17 protein-coding genes are annotated in these 17,259 nt (G+C 68.7%); 5 read left to right on the plus strand and 12 right to left on the minus strand.

All coding sequences use genetic code 11. From position 1 onward, the window contains the following. Positions 1 to 65: 65 nt before the first annotated feature. Entirely contained in the window at positions 66 to 1,313 is a 1,248-nt protein-coding gene (locus tag H7X47_RS02350; protein ID WP_193366992.1) for a class I SAM-dependent methyltransferase, read from the plus strand. 122 nt (positions 1,314 to 1,435) lie between these two features. Here the strand turns inward: H7X47_RS02350 and H7X47_RS02355 are convergent, their stop codons facing one another. The 3 genes from H7X47_RS02355 to H7X47_RS02365 form a co-directional block, all read right to left on the minus strand. Further along, positions 1,436 to 1,648 (minus strand): hypothetical protein, encoded by a 213-nt coding sequence (locus tag H7X47_RS02355; protein WP_193366993.1) that lies wholly within the window; start codon positions 1,646 to 1,648, stop codon positions 1,436 to 1,438. 203 nt (positions 1,649 to 1,851) lie between these two features. Further along, entirely contained in the window at positions 1,852 to 3,039 is a 1,188-nt protein-coding gene (locus H7X47_RS02360; protein WP_193366994.1) for a pyridoxal phosphate-dependent aminotransferase, read from the minus strand. Next, the gene (locus H7X47_RS02365) at positions 3,036 to 5,018 is read right to left on the minus strand and encodes an acetoacetate--CoA ligase (RefSeq protein ID WP_193366995.1); all 1,983 of its coding nucleotides are present in this window, start codon (positions 5,016 to 5,018) and stop codon (positions 3,036 to 3,038) included. Before H7X47_RS02365 ends, H7X47_RS02360 begins: the two co-directional genes overlap by 4 nt. A 308-nt stretch (positions 5,019 to 5,326) precedes the next feature. Between H7X47_RS02365 and H7X47_RS02370 the strand changes: the two genes are divergently transcribed. Together H7X47_RS02370 and H7X47_RS02375 are read left to right on the plus strand one after the other, a co-directional pair. Beyond that, positions 5,327 to 6,292, plus strand: a complete 966-nt coding sequence (locus tag H7X47_RS02370) for a DMT family transporter (RefSeq protein ID WP_193366996.1) — start codon at positions 5,327 to 5,329, stop codon at positions 6,290 to 6,292. Beyond that, positions 6,289 to 7,257, plus strand: coding sequence for a DMT family transporter (locus H7X47_RS02375; RefSeq protein ID WP_193366997.1), 969 nt, complete (start codon positions 6,289 to 6,291; stop codon positions 7,255 to 7,257). Before H7X47_RS02370 ends, H7X47_RS02375 begins: the two co-directional genes overlap by 4 nt. Positions 7,258 to 7,289: 32 nt before the next feature. Here the strand turns inward: H7X47_RS02375 and H7X47_RS02380 are convergent, their stop codons facing one another. Further along, complete coding sequence (locus tag H7X47_RS02380) at positions 7,290 to 7,745, minus strand: YkvA family protein (protein WP_227010121.1); 456 nt, start codon at positions 7,743 to 7,745, stop codon at positions 7,290 to 7,292. A 111-nt stretch (positions 7,746 to 7,856) separates the two neighbouring features. Between H7X47_RS02380 and H7X47_RS02385 the strand changes: the two genes are divergently transcribed. Continuing rightward, positions 7,857 to 8,921 carry a Rieske 2Fe-2S domain-containing protein gene (locus H7X47_RS02385; RefSeq protein WP_193366998.1) on the plus strand — a complete coding sequence of 355 codons (1,065 nt, stop codon included), beginning with the start codon at positions 7,857 to 7,859 and terminating at the stop codon, positions 8,919 to 8,921. A gap of 250 nt (positions 8,922 to 9,171) precedes the next feature. On the opposite strand, the gene H7X47_RS02390 is transcribed toward H7X47_RS02385, so the two are convergent. Further along, positions 9,172 to 9,891 carry a 2-phosphosulfolactate phosphatase gene (locus H7X47_RS02390; protein ID WP_193366999.1) on the minus strand — a complete coding sequence of 240 codons (720 nt, stop codon included), beginning with the start codon at positions 9,889 to 9,891 and terminating at the stop codon, positions 9,172 to 9,174. Positions 9,892 to 9,990: 99 nt separating this feature from the next. After that, a complete protein-coding gene (locus H7X47_RS02395; protein WP_193367000.1) occupies positions 9,991 to 10,905 on the minus strand; it encodes a LysR family transcriptional regulator in 915 nt (304 codons plus the stop codon). 120 nt (positions 10,906 to 11,025) lie between these two features. On the opposite strand from H7X47_RS02395, the gene H7X47_RS02400 reads away from it, so the two are divergent. Then, on the plus strand, positions 11,026 to 11,352 hold the full coding sequence (locus H7X47_RS02400) for a cupin domain-containing protein (protein ID WP_193367001.1): 327 nt from the start codon (positions 11,026 to 11,028) through the stop codon (positions 11,350 to 11,352). Positions 11,353 to 11,423: 71 nt separating this feature from the next. On the opposite strand, the gene H7X47_RS02405 is transcribed toward H7X47_RS02400, so the two are convergent. The 6 genes from H7X47_RS02405 to H7X47_RS02430 all read right to left on the minus strand — a co-directional run bounded on the left by H7X47_RS02405 (position 11,424) and on the right by H7X47_RS02430 (position 17,231). Continuing rightward, positions 11,424 to 12,638 (minus strand): hypothetical protein, encoded by a 1,215-nt coding sequence (locus H7X47_RS02405; RefSeq protein ID WP_193367002.1) that lies wholly within the window; start codon positions 12,636 to 12,638, stop codon positions 11,424 to 11,426. Between the two features lie 149 nt (positions 12,639 to 12,787). After that, positions 12,788 to 13,501, minus strand: a complete 714-nt coding sequence (locus tag H7X47_RS02410) for an ABC-type transport auxiliary lipoprotein family protein (RefSeq protein ID WP_193367003.1) — start codon at positions 13,499 to 13,501, stop codon at positions 12,788 to 12,790. Further along, positions 13,488 to 14,534 carry an MlaD family protein gene (locus H7X47_RS02415; RefSeq protein ID WP_193367004.1) on the minus strand — a complete coding sequence of 349 codons (1,047 nt, stop codon included), beginning with the start codon at positions 14,532 to 14,534 and terminating at the stop codon, positions 13,488 to 13,490. Before H7X47_RS02415 ends, H7X47_RS02410 begins: the two co-directional genes overlap by 14 nt. A 22-nt stretch (positions 14,535 to 14,556) precedes the next feature. After that, on the minus strand, positions 14,557 to 15,471 hold the full coding sequence (locus H7X47_RS02420) for an ABC transporter ATP-binding protein (RefSeq protein ID WP_193367005.1): 915 nt from the start codon (positions 15,469 to 15,471) through the stop codon (positions 14,557 to 14,559). After that, the gene (locus H7X47_RS02425) at positions 15,471 to 16,631 is read right to left on the minus strand and encodes an MlaE family lipid ABC transporter permease subunit (protein ID WP_319633509.1); all 1,161 of its coding nucleotides are present in this window, start codon (positions 16,629 to 16,631) and stop codon (positions 15,471 to 15,473) included. Before H7X47_RS02425 ends, H7X47_RS02420 begins: the two co-directional genes overlap by 1 nt. A gap of 126 nt (positions 16,632 to 16,757) precedes the next feature. Continuing rightward, entirely contained in the window at positions 16,758 to 17,231 is a 474-nt protein-coding gene (locus H7X47_RS02430; RefSeq protein WP_193367006.1) for an OsmC family protein, read from the minus strand. Positions 17,232 to 17,259: the final 28 nt, after the last annotated feature.

Raw genomic sequence — 17,259 nt, forward strand, 5'->3', positions numbered from 1 at the left:
GAGGGATTGAGCGAGAGCGCCGGCCGGCCCGCGCGGCGCGCGTCCTTCCCGTCATTGACGAAGCCATGACCGACAACGTTCGCGACCAGTACGAAGCCTATCCCTACCCCTCGCGCGACCCGGCCGAGGAAGCCAAGCGCCTCGTCGTCGGGTCGCCGAGCAACCTGCTGGAAGTGAACCACTACCTCTTCGGCGGGCGGCGCGACTTCGCCCGGCCCTTCCGCGCCCTGGTGGCCGGCGGCGGCACCGGCGACGCCACCATCATGCTGGCCCAGCAGCTCGCCGATGCGGCCGGGCCGGGGGGTACGGCAGGGGAGGTGGTCTACCTGGATCTCTCGACGGCCTCGCGGGGGATCGCCGAGGCGCGCGCGGCCGCGCGCAAGCTCACCAACGTCCGCTTCGTCACCGGTTCCCTGCTCGACCTCGCCAGGCTGGATCTGGGGACCTTCGACTACATCGACTGCTGCGGCGTGCTGCACCACCTGGCCGAGCCCGAGGCGGGCCTGGCGGTACTGACCGATGCGCTGGCCCCCGACGGCGGCATGGGTCTCATGGTCTACGGCACCTACGGGCGCAGCGGCGTCTATGCCCTGCAGGACGTGCTGCGCAAGCTGACCGGCGGTCTGCCGCTGGCCGCGCAGGTGAGCTACGCCCGCCGCCTGCTGAATAGCCTGCCGGCGACCAACCTCTTCGCGCGCAACCCGGTGCTGCGTGACCACAGCGGCAGTGACGCCGAACTGGTCGACCTGCTGCTGCACACCCAGGACCGTTCCTATACGGTGGAGCAGATCGCCGAGCTGGTGCGCGGCGCGGGCCTCAATCTCATTTCCTTCATCGAGCCGCTGCGCTACGAGCCCGCCACCTACATGAAGGACCCGGTGCTGCTGCGCCAGCTCGCCGGCCTCTCGCCCGAAGGCCGTGCCGCCGTCGCCGAGAAGCTGGCCGGCAACATGAAGACCCACGTCTTCTATGTCTCCAAGCGCCCGCCCGCCGATACCCTGGCCTGGCCGGAAGGGCCGGAGGCCATCCCCTGCCTGCGCGTGCTCGACGGCGCGCAGCTCGCCAAGGCGGTGCAGCGCGATCTGCTGCTGAAGGGGGAGTTCGACGGCCTGGCGCTGAAGTTTCCCTTGCCGCGCCTGGCCACCGCGGTGCTGCCCTGGATCGACGGCAAAACCACCCTGGGCGAAATCCAGGGTGCCTTGCAGAACCTCGACCCGCGCCAGGACTGGGACCACTTCAAGGCCCAGTTCGACCAGCTCTACCAGGTGCTGGGCGGCCTCAACCACCTGCTGATCCGCTACGCGCCGGAGTGACCCCGGGCGCCTGTTCGCGGGACCCGGAAATGCAAAGGGCGGCTCACCGGGAGCCGCCCTTTATGTCGTGGCCGTCAGGCCTGCCGCCGGTTGACCCGTAGCGGAACGGGGATCTGACGTAGTCAGCTTGCGCCGTGCTCCAGACCGATGTCGCGCAGCAGGCGACGATCCAGATGGCGAGTGGCCTGAGCCAGCTTCTGGGCCTTGCGCTCGGCCACATAGGCGTCACGCAGGTCGAGAACGAAGTCGTAGGCGGCGATGAAGGCGCGGCCCGCCAGGTCCACGACCGCCTGGCCGGGCATGTAAGGACGAGCCGTGTAGATCATGTTGGCCATGGTCCTGTCTCCTTTGCTTTGGCGGTCCGCTTCGGCGTGGCTGGAAGCCAACGCTCTGCCCGGGCCACCGGTTGTCCCAATCTCTTGAGGGGGAGATAGGCCTTTATTTGAACAGAGACAAATGCCGCCTGATCAGGAGAACTATGCGGCGATCGCATAGCTCGAATTCATATTAACTTAATAATTTCAAATAGTTGTCGCGTTTAGGACAAAACGGGTCGGAGGCGTTCCAATGCCTCACCTAAACGCCGCGGGGAGCCTGCGAAGCAGAGCCGCAGGTGCCCCTCGCCGCCTGGTCCGAAGGCCGATCCGGGGGCCAGGCCGACCCCGGTTTCGGTCAAAATCCGCTTGGCGAAGGCCAGGCTGTCGTCGATCCCCTCGACCCGGAAGAAGCAGTAGAAGGACCCGGCCGGGCGGACCAGGCTGACCCGGGGCAGGGCGGCCAGCCCCTGGAAGACCAGCTCGGCGGCCTGGCCGCAGCGCGCCACCAGGGCCTCGACGAAGGGCTCGCCCTCGCCGAGGGCCGCCAGGCAGCCGTGCTGCAGGAAGCTCTGCCCGCCGGAGGTGTTGTACTCGATGAGGTTGCCGAGGACCGGGCCCAGGGCGGCGGGGTGGACCAGCCAGCCCTGGCGCCAGCCGGTCATGCACCAGGCCTTGGAGAAGGAGTTGACCACCACCAGCGGGTCCTCGGGCGCGGCGAGCTGCAGGAAGGAGGGCGCGACCCCGGTGGGAAAGCGCGCCGGGTCGAAGACGAAGCGGTGGTAGACCTCGTCGGCGATCAGCCAGATGCCGCGCCGGCGGCAGAACTCGAGGATGGCCTGCTGCTCGGCCTCGCTGATCACCCAGCCCGTGGGGTTGGAGGGGGAGACCAGGAAGATGGCGGCGGTCTTGTCGTCGCAGGCTTCGAAGAGGCGCTCCAGGTCCAGCGCCACGCCGCCTTCGGGCAGCACGGTCATGGGCACGGTCTTCACCTCGCCGCCGGCGATCTGCGCGGCGGAGAGCACGTTGGGCCAGACCGGCGTCGGCGCCACCAGGTTGGCCCCGGCGGTCAGCACCGCCTGCAGGGTCAGCATGATGGCGTTCATGCCCGAGGAGGTGACGGTCACCCGCTCCTCCGCGACGGCGGCGCCGAAGTGGCGCGCCAGGTAGCCGGTGAGCGCCCGGCGCAGCGCGGGCAGGCCGCGCTTGGGGGTGTAGTAGGTGTGGCCTTCCTTCAGGGCGCGGCTCGCCGCCTCGCTGATGAAGGCCGGCGTCGGCTCGTCGCCCTCGCCGACGTAGAGCGCGATGAGGTCGTCGATCTCGAAGCCCATCTGCCAGACCTCGACGATCTTCGAGGGCTCCAGCGCCGCCGCCACAGGATTAAGCGACGGCCGGGAGGGAAGGTCGCTCAAGCGGTGAGCTCCGGCAGTTCGTGGTAAAGGTCGAGGGCTTCCGGGTTGGCCAGCGCTTCCTTGTTCTTCACCTGGCGGCCGTGCACCACATCGCGCACCGCCAGCTCGACGATCTTGCCGCTCTTGGTGCGCGGGATGTCGGAGACCTGCACCACCTTGGCCGGCACATGGCGCGGCGTGCAGCCGTTGCGGATCTGCGTCTTGATGCGCTTGGTCAGATCCTCGTCCAGGGCGATACCCGGACGCAGCTTCACGAAGAGCACGACGCGCACGTCGTCTTCCCAGTCCTGGCCGATGACGATGGACTCCTCGACCTCCTCCAGCTTCTCGACCTGGCGGTAGATCTCCGCCGTGCCGATGCGCACGCCGCCGGGGTTCAAGGTGGCGTCGGAACGGCCGTAGACGATGATGCCCTGGTGTTCGGTCAGTTCCACGAAGTCGCCGTGGTGCCAGATGTTGGGATAGGTCTCGAAGTAGGCGGCGCGGTAGCGCGCGCCGTCGGGATCGTTCCAGAAGCCGATGGGCATGCAGGGGAAGGGCTTCACGCAGACCAGCTCGCCCTTCTCGCCGGTGACCGGCTTGCCGTTGTCGTCATAGACCTCGACCGCCATGCCCAGGCAGCGGCGCTGGATCTCGCCGCGCCACACCGGGCCGATGGGATTGCCGCCGACGAAGCAGGAGATGATGTCGGTGCCGCCGGCGATCGACGACAGGCAGATGTCGTCCTTGATGTGCCGGTAGACGTAGTCGAAGCCTTCGGGCACCAGCGGCGAGCCGGTGGAGGTCAGCAGCTTCAGGCTGGACAGGTCGTGGGTCGACTTGGGGTCGAGCCCGGCCTTGTTGAGGGCGTCGATGTATTTCGCCGAGGTGCCGAAGAGGGTCATCTTTTCGGCGTCGGCAAAGTCGAAGAGGATGTTGCCGTCGGGCGCGAAGGGCGAACCGTCGTAGAGCAGCAGAGTCGCCTCGCAGGCCAGGCCGGAAACCAGCCAGTTCCACATCATCCAGCCGCAGGTGGTGAAGTAGAAGACGCGGGCGCCCGGCTTCACGTCGCACAGCAGCATGTGTTCCTTCAGGTGCTGCAGCAGAGTGCCGCCGATGCCGTGCACGATGCACTTCGGCTTCCCCGTGGTGCCGCTGGAGAACATGATGTACAGCGGCGCGTTGAAGGGCATGCGCGTGAAGGCGATCTCGCCGGCCGGGTAGGGCGCGATGAAGTCTTCCAGGGTGACCGCCCGGTCGATAGAAGAGACGTCGGGTTCGGCCTCGATGTAGGGCACCACGACGATCTTGGTGAGGCTCGGCAGCTGGGCCGTGAACTCGGCGATGCGCGGACGCGAGTCGATGGTCTTGCCGTTGTAGTAGTAGCCGTCGGGGCAGAACAGCACCTTGGGCTCGATCTGGCCGAAGCGGTCCAGCACGCCCTGCACGCCGAAGTCCGGCGAGCAGGAGGACCACACCGCGCCCAGCGAGGTGGTCGCCAGCATGGCGATGATGGTCTCCGGCATGTTCGGCATGAAGCCGGCGACCCGGTCACCGGGGCCGACGCCCTCGGCGGCCAGCGCTTGCGCCGTGCGGGAGACCCGCTCGTAGAGCTCCCGGTGGGAGAGGCGGCGCTTGACCTTGTCCTCGCCCCAGAACACCAGGGCGTCGCTGTCGTCGCCGGGGTTGTTTGTGGGGCGGCGCAGCAGGTTCTCGGCGAAGTTGATCCTGGCTTCCGGGAAGAACGCCGCGCCGGGCATCTTGTCGGCGTCGGTCACGACCGGGCCGCGTTCGGGGTCGGCGATGACCCCGCAGAAGTCCCAGACCGCGGACCAGAAGCCCTCCAGGTCGCCGACCGACCACTCGTAGAGGTCGTCATAGCCGGTGAAGTCCAGGCCCTGGTCCTGCTTCAGCCACGCCATGAAGGCGGTCAGGTTGGCTTCGGCGACCCGCGCATCGGAAGGCTGCCACAGGGGGCTGGTTTTCTGGGGTCCGGTCATCTTGCGCTCCCTCGTTGCCCCCGGATTTTCGCCCTTCGGGCGCCGGGAGTCTTCATTGGCGGGCGTCAGTATGGCCAAGCGCCCGGGAACGATCCAGCGATCGCCCGCGATGCCGCCCGGCCGGGCTGCAACCCTCGTAGTGTTCGCTCCTGGTTTATGGTGCACTGCAGCAATTTGCAAGCGCATCATGGTGGTGTCGGGAGGCTGAGAGGAGCCTGCGGCGGTCCGGCGCCCCGGCAGGGCCGCATGGCTGTTCTGCAGGCCTGGGGGTGGTGGCGATTTCGGACAGACCCTAAAATGGCCGGCGAATGTCCTCCTCACGATCCTTCCTCCAGCGCGGCCGCCCGCTCTCCGCGCCGCTGCAGGGCGCGGTCTACATGATCGCGGCCGCCTTTCTCTTTGCCACCATGAACGGGGCCATCCGCCTGCTGGGCGACGGCGTCGCCTCGGGGGGCGCGGGGGGCATGCATCCCTTTCAGATCGCCTTCTTCCGCAACCTCTTCGCGCTCAGCTTCATGCTGCCCTGGCTGGCGCGCAACGGCCGCGCCGGGCTGCGGACGGAGCGCCTGAAGACGCACCTCTGGCGCGCCGTCTTCGGCCTCAGCGCCATGCTGTGCTGGTTTTCCGCCGTGGCCTACCTGCCGCTGGCCGAAGCGGTGGCGCTGAACTTCACCGTGCCTTTCTTCGCCACCGCCGGCGCGGCGCTGGTCCTGGGCGAGGTGGTGCGCGCCCGGCGCTGGACCGCCACGGCGATCGGCTTTCTTGGGGTGCTCATCATCGTGCGGCCGGGCTTTGCCGAGATCACGCCGCTGATGGCTCTGCCGGTGGTCGCCGCCTGCTTCATGGCCTGCTCGGTGCTCTTCGTGAAGTCGCTGTCGCGCACCGATGCGCCGGTGACCATCGTGCTCTACATGAACCTGCTGCTGACACCGCTTTCCCTGGGCCCGGCGCTCTTCGTGTGGCGCTGGCCGACCCTGGCGGAACTGGGCCTCGGTGCCGTCATCGGCGCCTGCGCGGTGACGGCGCACATCTTCTTCACACGCGCCTTCTCCCGCTGCGACGCCTCGGCGATCATGCCCTTCGACTACGCGCGCCTGCCTTTCGTCGCGGCCATCGGCTACTTCCTCTTCCGCGAGGTGCCGGACGCCTGGACCTGGGTCGGCGCCGCGGTCATCGCCGGCGCGGCCATCTACATCGCCCAGCGCGAGGCGCGGGTGGCGCGCGAGCGCCCGACGCTCAGGGCCGGCGCCGAATCGGTGCAGAACCGCCCATGACTTCCCGGCGCAGATTCTCGGGCGCCGCCGCCGCGGCGCGGGTCACCGGCGCCTGGCTGCGGCTGTCGCCCAACCACCGCGGCGCCCTGTGGATGATCGCCGCCAGCCTGGGCTTCACCATCAACTCGGCCATGGTGAAGACCTTGGTGGGGGAGGGGCTCGATGTCTTCCAGATCGCCTTCGCCCGGGCGCTCTTCTCCTTCGCCCTGGTGCTGCCCTTCCTGCTGCGGGCCGGGCCCAGCGCGCTGCGCACCCGTCATCCCGGCCTGCACGGCATCCGCGCCTTCGCCGGCGCCGCCGCCATGGTCTGCGGCTTCTATGCCGTCGGGCAGCTGCCGCTGGCCGACTTCACGGCGCTGAGCTTCACCCAGCCGCTCTTCGTCACCCTGCTGGCGGTGCTGATCCTGGGCGAGGTGGTGCGCTGGCGGCGCTGGCTGGCCACGGCGGTCGGTTTCATCGGCGTGCTCATCATGGTGCGGCCGGGCGCGGCGACCTTCGACCCGGCGGCCCTCGTCGCCCTGGCCTCGGTGCTCGGCATCGCCGTCGCGGTGACCATGGTGAAGCGCCTGCCGGAGGGCGAAAGCCACGCCACCATGCTGGCTTACTTCTGCCTCATGTCGCTGGCGATCACCGTCCTGCCGGCGCTGATCTACTGGACGCCGCCAACCCTGGAACAGTGGGGCCTGCTGGCCGCGGTCGGCTCCCTGGGCGTGGGCTCCCAGGCCATGATCATCCGCGCCTACCGGGCGGGCGAGGCCAGCTTCGTCGCGCCCTTCGACTACCTGAAGCTGATCCTCGCCGGCCTCATCGGCTTCTTCTTCTTCTCGGAACTGCCGGGGCCCTGGACCCTGGTCGGCGCGGCGGTCATCGTCGGCGCTGCCTTCTACATCGCCCACCGCGAGGCGGCCCTGACGGGCGTGCGGACGGCGGCCCGGCGCAAACCGCTGCCGCCGCCGGCCACCTGAGGCACGGCCAGGCGATCATCCGCGAGAAGGATTCAGGTCTCCGCGCCGCTCTCCGGCTCGCGGCTCTGCGATACAGGGGCCGGCGGGCGCAGGCCCAGGTCGCTCAGGCGGCGGCGGGCGGCGCTGCGGTGGCGCTCCTTGATGTTGCCGGAGACGATCCGCAGGGTGGCGAAGAGCACCGTGGCGTCGTCGGTGAAGCCCAGGCCGGCGATAAAGTCGGGGATCATGTCGCTGGGCACCACGAAGTAGGCCAGGGCGGCCAGCAGCATGGCCTTTACCGGGCGCGGCGTGCGCGGGTCGAAGGCGCAGTAGTAGGCGCTGACCGCTTCCTCCAGGAAGGGCAGCTGTCCGAAGGAGCGCCGCAGCTTCACCCAGAAGCCCTTTTCCACCTTGGCCGCGTTGCGCTGCATGACGCGGGGATCCTGGTTTTTCGGATCTTCCGGCGCGGTGTAGGGCACGAGCTCGCGCCCTCTGCGAGGGGTCGTCATGGAGAAAATATGGGGGCTCCATCACGGGTTAACAAGCCGCAGGTCCCCGCCCCGGCTGGTCCGAAGGGGCCCGATGGTGTATGTGAGGCCCTGGCGAATCGAGAGGACGCGATGCTGGAAAATGCGCCGCCGCTGCTGCGGAACTTCTGGTACCTGGCCCTGCCGGGCAAGGACCTGCCGCGCGGCGACACGGCCAACCTGACCCTGCTGGGGGAGCCGGTCCTGATCTGCCGTGGCGACGACGGCGCGGTTTTCGCGCTGCGCGACATCTGTCCGCACCGGGGCATCCCGCTGTCCTACGGCAGCTTCGACGGTGCCGAGGTGGCCTGCTGCTATCACGGCTGGCGCTTCGGCGCCGACGGCCGCTGCAGGGAGATCCCCTCGCTGACGCCCGGTCAGGAAATGGACGTGAGCCGCATCCGCTGCGGCGCCTATCCCTGCCGCGAGGTGCAGGGCAACATCTGGGTCTACCTGCCGGAGAAGTCGGCACGCCTGCCGCAGGCGGACATCGAAGACCTGCCGGCGCCGCCCGAACTGCCGAACTTCGGCGACAGCGCGCCGCAGGTCTCGATCTCCCAGGTCTTCGACTGCTCCGCCGACACCGCGGCCTTCGGCCTCATGGACCCGACCCACGCGGCCTTCGTGCATACCTCCTGGTGGTGGAAGAAGAACGCCACCAAGCTGCGCCTGAAGGAAAAGCACTTCGAGCCGGCGCCGCTGGGCTGGCGCATGAAGCGCCACGCGCTGCCGCCGCAGAACCGGGTCTATCACGTGCTCGGCAAGGGCGTGACCACCGAGATCACCTATTCTCTGCCGGGCCTGCGCGTCGAGCTGATCGACGGCGACAAGCACCGCGCCGCGGGCCTGACCGCCATCACGCCGATCAACGACAGCCGGACCGTGGTGCATCAGGCGCTCTACTGGACGCTGCCCTGGACGGCGCCCCTGAAGCCGCTGGCGCGCTATCTCGCCAACGTCTTCCTGACCCAGGACCGCCGCGTGGTCGACATGCAGCAGGAGGGCCTGGCGCACAATCCCAGCCTCATGCTGATCGACGACGCCGACACCCAGGCCAAGTGGTTCTACCGCCTGAAGCGCGAATGGCTGCGTGCCGCCGAGGAAGGCCGCCCCTTCGAGAACCCCATCAAGGAATGCACCCTGCGCTGGCGCAGTTGAGTGCCATGTCGTCGTTCCATCACCGGTGGCCTTGTGTGGGTCACAAACGCCGTTGTCGTCCCGGGGCTTGTCCCCGGGACCCATTGCCGTCAGCGGCCGGCGATGGCCCGCCGGATTTATGTCGACGAGGTTGATGGGGCATTGGGTCCCGGCAACGAGTGCCGGGACGACAGTCTCGGGGGTGGCAAGGGCTAGACAAGATGCGCTGACGACCGCCGGAATCGCTTGCGGTTGCCCGGCCGGTCTTCTCTCAGGACGAACGCATTCCAACATCCACATAGCGGCCTTCGACCAGGGCCGGGACGGCGGCGCTGACGTCTTCCTGGGCGGCCAGCTCGACGTCGTCGGGAAATCCGGCGGCGATCAGCTCCTGCCCGGAGCGGCTGGCGCGCAGGGTGGCGGGGATCTCGTCTTTCAGTTCCCGGTAGGCGGCCCTGGCGGCCCTTGCCTCGGGCGAAAGCGCGCCGTCGAGCCGCGCGATGACGGCGCCGGCGCCCAGCAGGTCCTCGATGGCCGGGCGCAGGGCGCCGCCGGGCCAGTGCTCGCCGCCGGCGATCACGGCAATGCGCTCCCCGGCCTGCTGCAGCGCCGCGGCCACGGCCGTGGCGTTGCGCAGGCTGGCGGCGAAGGCGCGCTTCTGCCCCACCATGGCCGAGAGCGCCGAGCCGTTGGGCGAGGGCAGCAGCAGGCGCGTGCCGGCCGCGAGGTGCTGCAGGGAAGCCGGTGACAGGCTCGGCCCGCCCGCAGCCTCGGCGCGCGGCTTGGCCAGCAACGCATCGCCTTGCCGGGCCGCCTCGTCCGCCCCGTACCTTTCCAGCGGGAAGGGCAGCACCTCGGCGCCGCGGGCGACGGCCACGTCGACGGAGGTGGTGAAGCAGAGCACGTCGAGGATGACGAAGACATCGCAGCTGTCGAGCAGCGCCGCCAGGCCGGCGCGGCCCCAGGCGAAGTCGATCTGCGGAGCGGTCATTGGACGTCCTCTGCGCTGCGTGGTGTTGCCTGGAAGTGCGGCAGCGGCACTTTCGAACATTTGCGCCGGGCCGTCCATGCCTCTTGCGGCCGGTGTGGGTCAGCCGGCCAGGGCCGCGCGGTGGCGATCGAGATGGGCCAGCAGGCGGTCGCGAACCAGGCGGACGCGCGGGTATTGCCGCACCCGCTCGGCGGTCAGCACGTGGAGCGGCAGCCGCCCCAGCTGCGAGCCGGGAAACCAGGCTTCAAGCTGCGCGGAGGCGTCGCCCATCAGGCTGGGCAGAAGCGTGACGCCGAGGCCCCGCTCGGCGGCGGCCTTGCGCAGGGCTGCGCTGTTGCTGCGCAGGACCACCTCCGCTTCCCGGGCGCCGCGGCTGAGCCAGCGCTGCGGCGCCACGTGTCCGCTGGTGTCGTCAAAGCCGATGAGGCGCTGCCCCGCGAAACGTTCGGGAGTCTCGGCGCGGCCGTAGCGTTCTTCATAGGCCGCTGCCGCGTAGACCCCAAAGCCGATGTCGAAGCTCGCCTCGTTCGCGAAGTCCTTGGCGATGACCGGGTCGAAGCGCAGGGCCAGGTCGCTTTCGCGGCGCGACAGCCCGGCGGCGGGCATGGCGGTCACGATCTCGACCGCGAGGCCGCGATGGCGCGACAGCAGGTCGGGCAGCAGGGTCTCGGCCAGCCAGACGGCGAGGAATTCCGGCGCGGTGAGGCGCACTTCCCCGGCCACCTGGACATGGCGCTGGGCGACCGACTGGTGGGCCGCGAAGATCTCGCTTTCCACGGCCTCGGCCTGGCGCAGCAGCAGTTGCCCCTTCTCGGACAGGCGGTAGCCGCCGCGGCGCTGGTCGAAGAGACGGGTGCCGAGGTCGCCTTCGAGGCTTTCCAGGTGGCGCCAGACGGTGGCCGGGGCCTTGCCGAGCTGGCGCGCGGCCACGGCCAGGTTGCCGCTGCGGGCCAGCGCCAGAAAATAGCGCAGATGCTCCCAGTTCTCCTGCATGGCCAGGAGGTTCCATTGCAAAAATGAAATATCTCTAGAATATAATTTTATTTCTGTTGCATGAAAAGCCTGACATAGACTGCGCGCCATCACGCCGCCAGAGGGCGGCCCCACTGCCCGTTGTCTGCCGCGAGGAGACCGATGTCCTGGCCAAGTAGTTTCATTCCCAGCGGCTTCCCAAGCGCCATCCGCTGCCTCGAGCCCCACAGGGAGGCCTTCCGCGCCTATCGCCTGAGCGGCAAGGGCTGTGACGTCTATTTCGCCACCTATGAGGCCGGCACGCGGATCGCGGCGCATTCCCACGCGACGGAGCGCCACGGCCTGATCACGCGCGGCGAGCTGATCCTGATCGTCGGCGACTGGGAAACCCGCTTTCCGGCGGGCAGCTGGTACCATATCCGGGCGGGCCAGGAGCACGCCGCGCGCTTCGAGGTCGAGACCGAGGAGATCAAGCTGGCCTTCGCCTGAGGCGCCGCGCGCAAAAAAAAGAAGCGGCCCGCAAGGGGCCGCTTCGCTCGAAGGGGTTCGGGGTGCCGGGATCAGCCGTTGACCGCCTGCTCCCAGGAGGCGTCGGGGGGCGCTTCGCCCTCGTCCGTGCTCTCGGCCTCGGCGGCAGCCTCCGGCGCCTCGTCGGCCAGGGAGGCCTTGCGCTGGGCCTCGGCCTTCTCCAGTTCGCGCGCCAGGTCGCCGACCCGGCGGATGATCTCCTTCACCGTCGGGGCGCCCTCGTCGCCTTCGCCCTCCGCCTCGGGCTCGGACTCCCCGGTTTGGGCGGCCTCGGGCTCGCCTTCCGCCATTTCGACCGTTTCGGCCTCAAGGGCCTCGGAGGCCTCGGTTTCGGCGGTTTCGGCTTCCATCACCTCAGGTTCGGCCATCTCGGGCTCGGTCATTTCAGGCTCGGCCATCTCGGGCTCGGCCATCTCCGGTTCAGCCATCTCGGCGCCGTCGCTTTCGGCTTCGTCGGTTTCGGCCAGGGCCACGGGGTCGTCCTCGAAGGCTACGTCCTCCATCGCCGCTTCCGGGGTGGTCTCGAAGGGCTCGGCGGGATCCGCCTCGGCCATCGCGGCCATGTCGTCTTCGCCGGCCATGTCGTCTTCACCGGCCATGTCGCCGGCGTCTTCCGTGACCGCTTCCTCCATGAGCGCCTCGGCGGCGGCCTCCTCGGACATCATCTCCTCGGCGGCCATCTCCTCGGCGGCCATGTCTTCTTCGGCGGCCATGTCTTCCGCCGCGGGCTCCTCGGCGGGGGCCTCCCCGGCCACCTCGATCATCTCCGCCGCCGCGGCTTCCTCTTCGGGCGCCGCCTCGATGATCAGCGGGGCTTCGACCTCCTCGCCGGCCGGCTCTTCCGGCTCCACCACGGTGTCCAGGATGGGGGCGTCCAGGGACGAGGTTTCCGCCACTTCGGCCGCCTCGGCCGCGGCGTCGCCGGCCCCGGCGTTCGCGACCCCTGGGTTCTCAACCAGCGCGCTGACGCGCGATTCCAGGTTCTGCAGGGTTTCGGTGAAGGTCTTCTGCTCGATCGACTGCAGCACCGAGTGCAGCATGCTGCGCAGCTCCTCGTTCTCCTGGGAGAGGCGCTGGTTTTCGGCGATCTGGCTTTCGATCTCGCTGCGCGCCGCGGCGAGCTGCGCCTCGATCGTCTCGATCAGGCCGATCACGCGCTCGCTGTAGTGACGCTGCTGTTCATCCATCAGGCCGAACCGCTCTTCGGCCGCTTCGACTCGCTCACGCAGGTCGTTGATTTCAGTCATGTCCTGGGGAACCCCTTAACTGGTGACCCCCCGAGCCTGCCAGGAAAAGGTAAGCTTTTTCCTAATGGCAACCTTTCATTTACCACGGGTGTTAAGCTCCCTGGACGCGCGGCAAACGCGCGCCAGGGGGGAGGACGGAAAGGGGCGTTTCAGGAGGTGCGGCGTGCGCGCCGGGCGGCCTTGTCGCCCTCGACCAGTGTCCATTCGACCAGCTGGCGCAGCACCTTGCCCAGGGCCTCGTCGAAGGCGTCGATGATCACCGGCAGGCTGTCGGTCTCGGCGGTCACCTGGCTCTGGAAGGATTCCGAGGCGACGATGGTGCGCCGGGGCATCTGCACCAGCTTGGCGTTGATGCCGACCCAGGCCTCCGGCAGGCCGCCGTTGTAGTAGATCACTTCCAGTTCGCGCAGCTCCGACTTGAGGATGAAGTCGGCGCGCAGGCCCACGGATTCACGCCCGATGGAGACGATCTTGTCGGAGTTCTCGAAGGACTCGATCATCAGGGTCTGGATCATGACCGGCGCGCGGTCGGCCCAGCCGGAGCGGGCATAGTATTCCAGCTGCGTCGGGCGGCGCTGCAGGGCGATGCGGGTGGTGTTGAGCCCGGCGTTGGCCACCGGCGTCTCCAGGATCAGCTGCCAGTCCGCCCGTGGCAGGTCGCCGCGGAAGGTGCTCTTGGGGGTCAGTCGGAAGAGCTCCGGCGGCGGCCCCTGGCCCGGCACCGGCAGGCTGCAGCCCGGCGCCAGGGCCACCACGGGCAGTGCCGCGGCGGCGCGCAGCAGGCTGCGCCGCCCCCAGCCGGGCCGCCGGGGAACGCTGGAATCCAGCTCGCTCAAGGGGGTGTCCGCTTTATTGTCCGCCATAGCCTTGCTGTGCCTCATAGCCTTGCTGCTGATCTCCGAAGATGAAACGGGCGGGGTCGCGCTGCACCTCGGTGGTGACACGGTTCAGCACGACGATCAGGTCCCGGGCCTCGGTCAGCAGATTCGTCAGTTCGTAGAGTCCGGTGTTCGAGAAGTCGCGAATCGGCTCGCGGTTCTCGGCGATCATGGCCTCCAGCTCGCTGGTCGCGCCGCTCAGGTTCTTGGCGGTCACCTGCAGGCTGGCGATGAGGCCGCGGGCGTCCTCGGCCGTCAGGGCGACCTCGCGGTCGATGCCGCCGGCCATGTCCTCGAAGGCGGCCATGGTGGTGTCGGCGCGCTCGGTCAGGCGGGTGACGTTGCTGTCCAGCGAGGCGGCCATGGTCTCCAGGTTGCCTGTGGCGTCGCGCAGGTTCGCCATGGTCAGCGAGGCGTCCTCAATCAGCTGATCGATGTTGTCGCGGTTCTCGGCGATGGCGCCGGTGACCGCAGTCAGGTTGACGATCAGCTGTTCGACGTTCTTCAGATTGCGCTCGCTGAGCAGGGCCTGGGCGCGCAGCAGCAGGATGTTGACGTTCTCCAGAATCTCCGGCGCGTCCTCGAGTACCCGCTCGAAGGAGGAGGTGCCGGCCGGAATCTCCGCGACCTTGCGGCCCGCCGGCGGCTCCAGCGGCGGCGCGCTGGCCGAGCCGCCGGTCAGCTGCACGTAGCGCCCGCCGGTCAGGCCTTCCAGTTCCAGGGTCGCCTTGCTGTCGCTGCGTATCGGGGTGCGTTTCTGCACCTCGATGGTGACGCGGATGGCGGTCGGGCGATCGGGGTCCAGGTCGACGGAGATGACCTCGCCGACGCGCACGCCGCTGTAGCGCACCGCGCTGCCTTCCTTCAATCCCGTCACCGTCGATTCGAAGACGATGTCGTAGCGGGCGAACTCCTGCTCGAACTGGAACTTGGCGAGCCACAGCACGAAGCCGAGCAGCCCGAAGGCCAGCAGCAGCACGAAGAAGCCGACCATGATGTAGTTGGCGCGTGTCTCCATGACCTATCCCGGGATGCTCCTTCTATGCCCCTGGTTCGGGCGGCAGTTGTTCCGGCGCCGCGATTTCGCCGGCGCGCCCTTCGCTTTTTGCGGCGCTGTTTGCCGCGGCGCGCCCGCGCGGGCCGCCGAAATACTCCTGAATCCAGGGGTCCGGCTCGCGCATCAGTTCGTCGATGGTGCCCACCTTAACACGTTTGTCCACCAGGACAGACACCCGGTCGCAGATGGCGTAGAGCGAGTCCAGGTCGTGGGTGACCATGACCACGGTGAGACCCAGCGCGCGCTGCAGGTCGCCGATCAGGCTGTCGAAGTTGGCCGCGCCGATGGGGTCCAGACCGGCCGTCGGTTCGTCCAGGAACAGGATGTCGGCGTCCAGGGCCAGGGCGCGCGCCAGGCCGGCGCGCTTGCGCATGCCGCCGGAAAGCTCCGCCGGGAACTTGTGGGCCGCGTCGGGCGGCAGGCCGACCATGGCGATCTTCACCTCGATCAGTTCCTGGCGCAGGGCCGGCGGCAGGTCACTATGCTCCTTCATTGGCACTTCAATGTTCTGCGCCACGGTGAGGGAGGAGAAGAGGGCCCCGTCCTGGAACAGCACGCCCCAGCGCGACTGCATGGCGCGCCATTGACTGGACGACAGCGCGGCGACGTCTTCGCCGAACAGCACGATGCGCCCCGCGCGCGGCTTGTTCAGTCCGATAATGGTGCGGACCAGCACAGATTTGCCGGTGCCCGAGCCGCCGACCACGCCCATGACTTCGCCGGCGCGAACGGAGAAGTCCAGGTTGTCGTGGATCACCGTGGTGCCGAACTGCGTGCGCAGGCCGGTGACCTGGAGCACCTCCTCGCCGCGGCGGATGCGTCCGGAGCCGATCATATCCGGGCTGATCTGGCCGCTGCCGTTCGTTGTCGTCACGCCGCTGCCGGGGTCGCTCATCATCAGATCCCGATGACCGAGAAGAAGATCGACAAGAGGGCGTCGAGCACGATGACCAGGAAGATCGCCTCGACCACGGCACGGGTGGTCTGACGGCCGACGGACTCGGCGCTGCGCGAAACCTTCAGGCCCTCGTAGCAACCGATCATGCCGATGATGAAGGCGAAGAGCGGCGCCTTGATGATGCCGATCCAGAAGGTCCAGAGGGTGACCGCGTCGCTGAGCTGGCGGGCGAACTGAAAGAAGGAGATGTCCAGCACCACGGTCGCCATGACCGCGCCGCCCAGCAGGCCCATGAGGTCGGCGTAGAAGGTCAGTAGCGGCAGCACCAGCACCAGGGCGAAGACCCGCGGCATGACCAGCACTTCCATGGGGTCGAGCCCCAGGGTCTGCATGGCGTCGACCTCCTCGTTCACCTTCATGGTGCCGATCTGCGCGGTGAAGGAGGAGCCGGAGCGCCCGGCGACGATGATCGCGGTGAGCAGGATGCCCATCTCGCGCAGCACGCCGATGGCGACCAGGTTGACGGTGAAGATCTGCGCCCCGAAGCGCGCCAGCTGGTCGGCGCCCTGGTAGGCCAGCACCACGCCGACCAGGAAGGAGATCAGCCCGACGATGGGCAGGGCGTTGAGGCCCGTCTGCTCCATGTGGGCGATCAGCGGGGTAAGGCGGATGCGCCAGGGCATCAGCAACGAGCGCAGGAAGACGGTGACGGTCAGGCCCAGGAAGGACAGCAGCTCGGTGCCCTCACGCGCGATACGTACGGTCTCCCGCCCCAGGCGCAGGGTGACGGCGATGATCGGGTTGTCCGGTCGGGGCGGCGGCGGCAGCTCGACGTGCTTCTTGGCGATGGTGCCGAGCAGGGTCTCGATGGCCGGCGAGCTGCCGACCAGGGAGACTTCGGCGCCGCGCCGCTTCAGGTCGTCCAGGGTGCGGTCCAGCACCCAGGCACCGGCGCTGTCGATGGCGCTGCAGGCGCTCAAGTCGACGACGGCCAGGCGCGCGCCCTGCAGGTCCAGGGCGCGCAGCGCGTTGTCGTGGCGCGCCAGTTCCTGCGTTGTCCACTGGCCGGCGAACTCCAGGCGCAGGGTCTCGCCCTCGCGCCGCTGGTTCAGCGCAGAGGCCGGCCCGCTGCCGAGGCCCAGGTCCTCGGCGGCGCTCACGTCGCTCTCTGCCGGCTGTCGTGCGGCATTCCGGCTACCCCCTCATCGCCGTTTTGCTTGGCATATCATAGCTTAAGAGGCTGGATTGTCTCCTGCTTATGAGTAATCCCACACCGCCCCGCAGTTTCAGGCGCAGGCGACCGTGGCGTCATGGCGGACCGGGAAGTTCACCGAATTGGCGATAAAGCAGGTGGCGTGGGCCTCCTCATGCAGGGCTTCGGCCCGCTCGAGATCACTGCCGGGCGCCAGGGTCACCCTGGGGTGCAGCACCACCTCGGTGAAGCGCCCGCCGCGGCCTTCCTGCTGCATGGTGCCGGCGGCCTCGTCCGCGTAGGCGACGACTTCCAGCCCTTCCAGGGCCGCCAGCGCCAGGTAGGACAGCATGTGGCAGGACGAGAGCGCCACCAACAGCAGGTCCTCGGGATTGTGCAGCTTGGGGTCGCCGCGAAAGGCCGGGTCGGCCGAGCCGGTCAGGGAGGGCTTGCCCTCGAAGTCGGCGCGGTACTCGCGCGAATAGCTCTTGTAGTCGGCAGTGCCGCCGGCGGCGGCGCCGGTCCAGGTCAGCTTTGCCTGGTAGTGGTGATCCTTGGGGTGGGGCATCGGGGCGTTTCCTTCTTTACGCGACGCT

The organism is Pelagibius marinus (assembly GCF_014925385.1).
Lineage (GTDB): Bacteria > Pseudomonadota > Alphaproteobacteria > Kiloniellales > Kiloniellaceae > Pelagibius > Pelagibius marinus.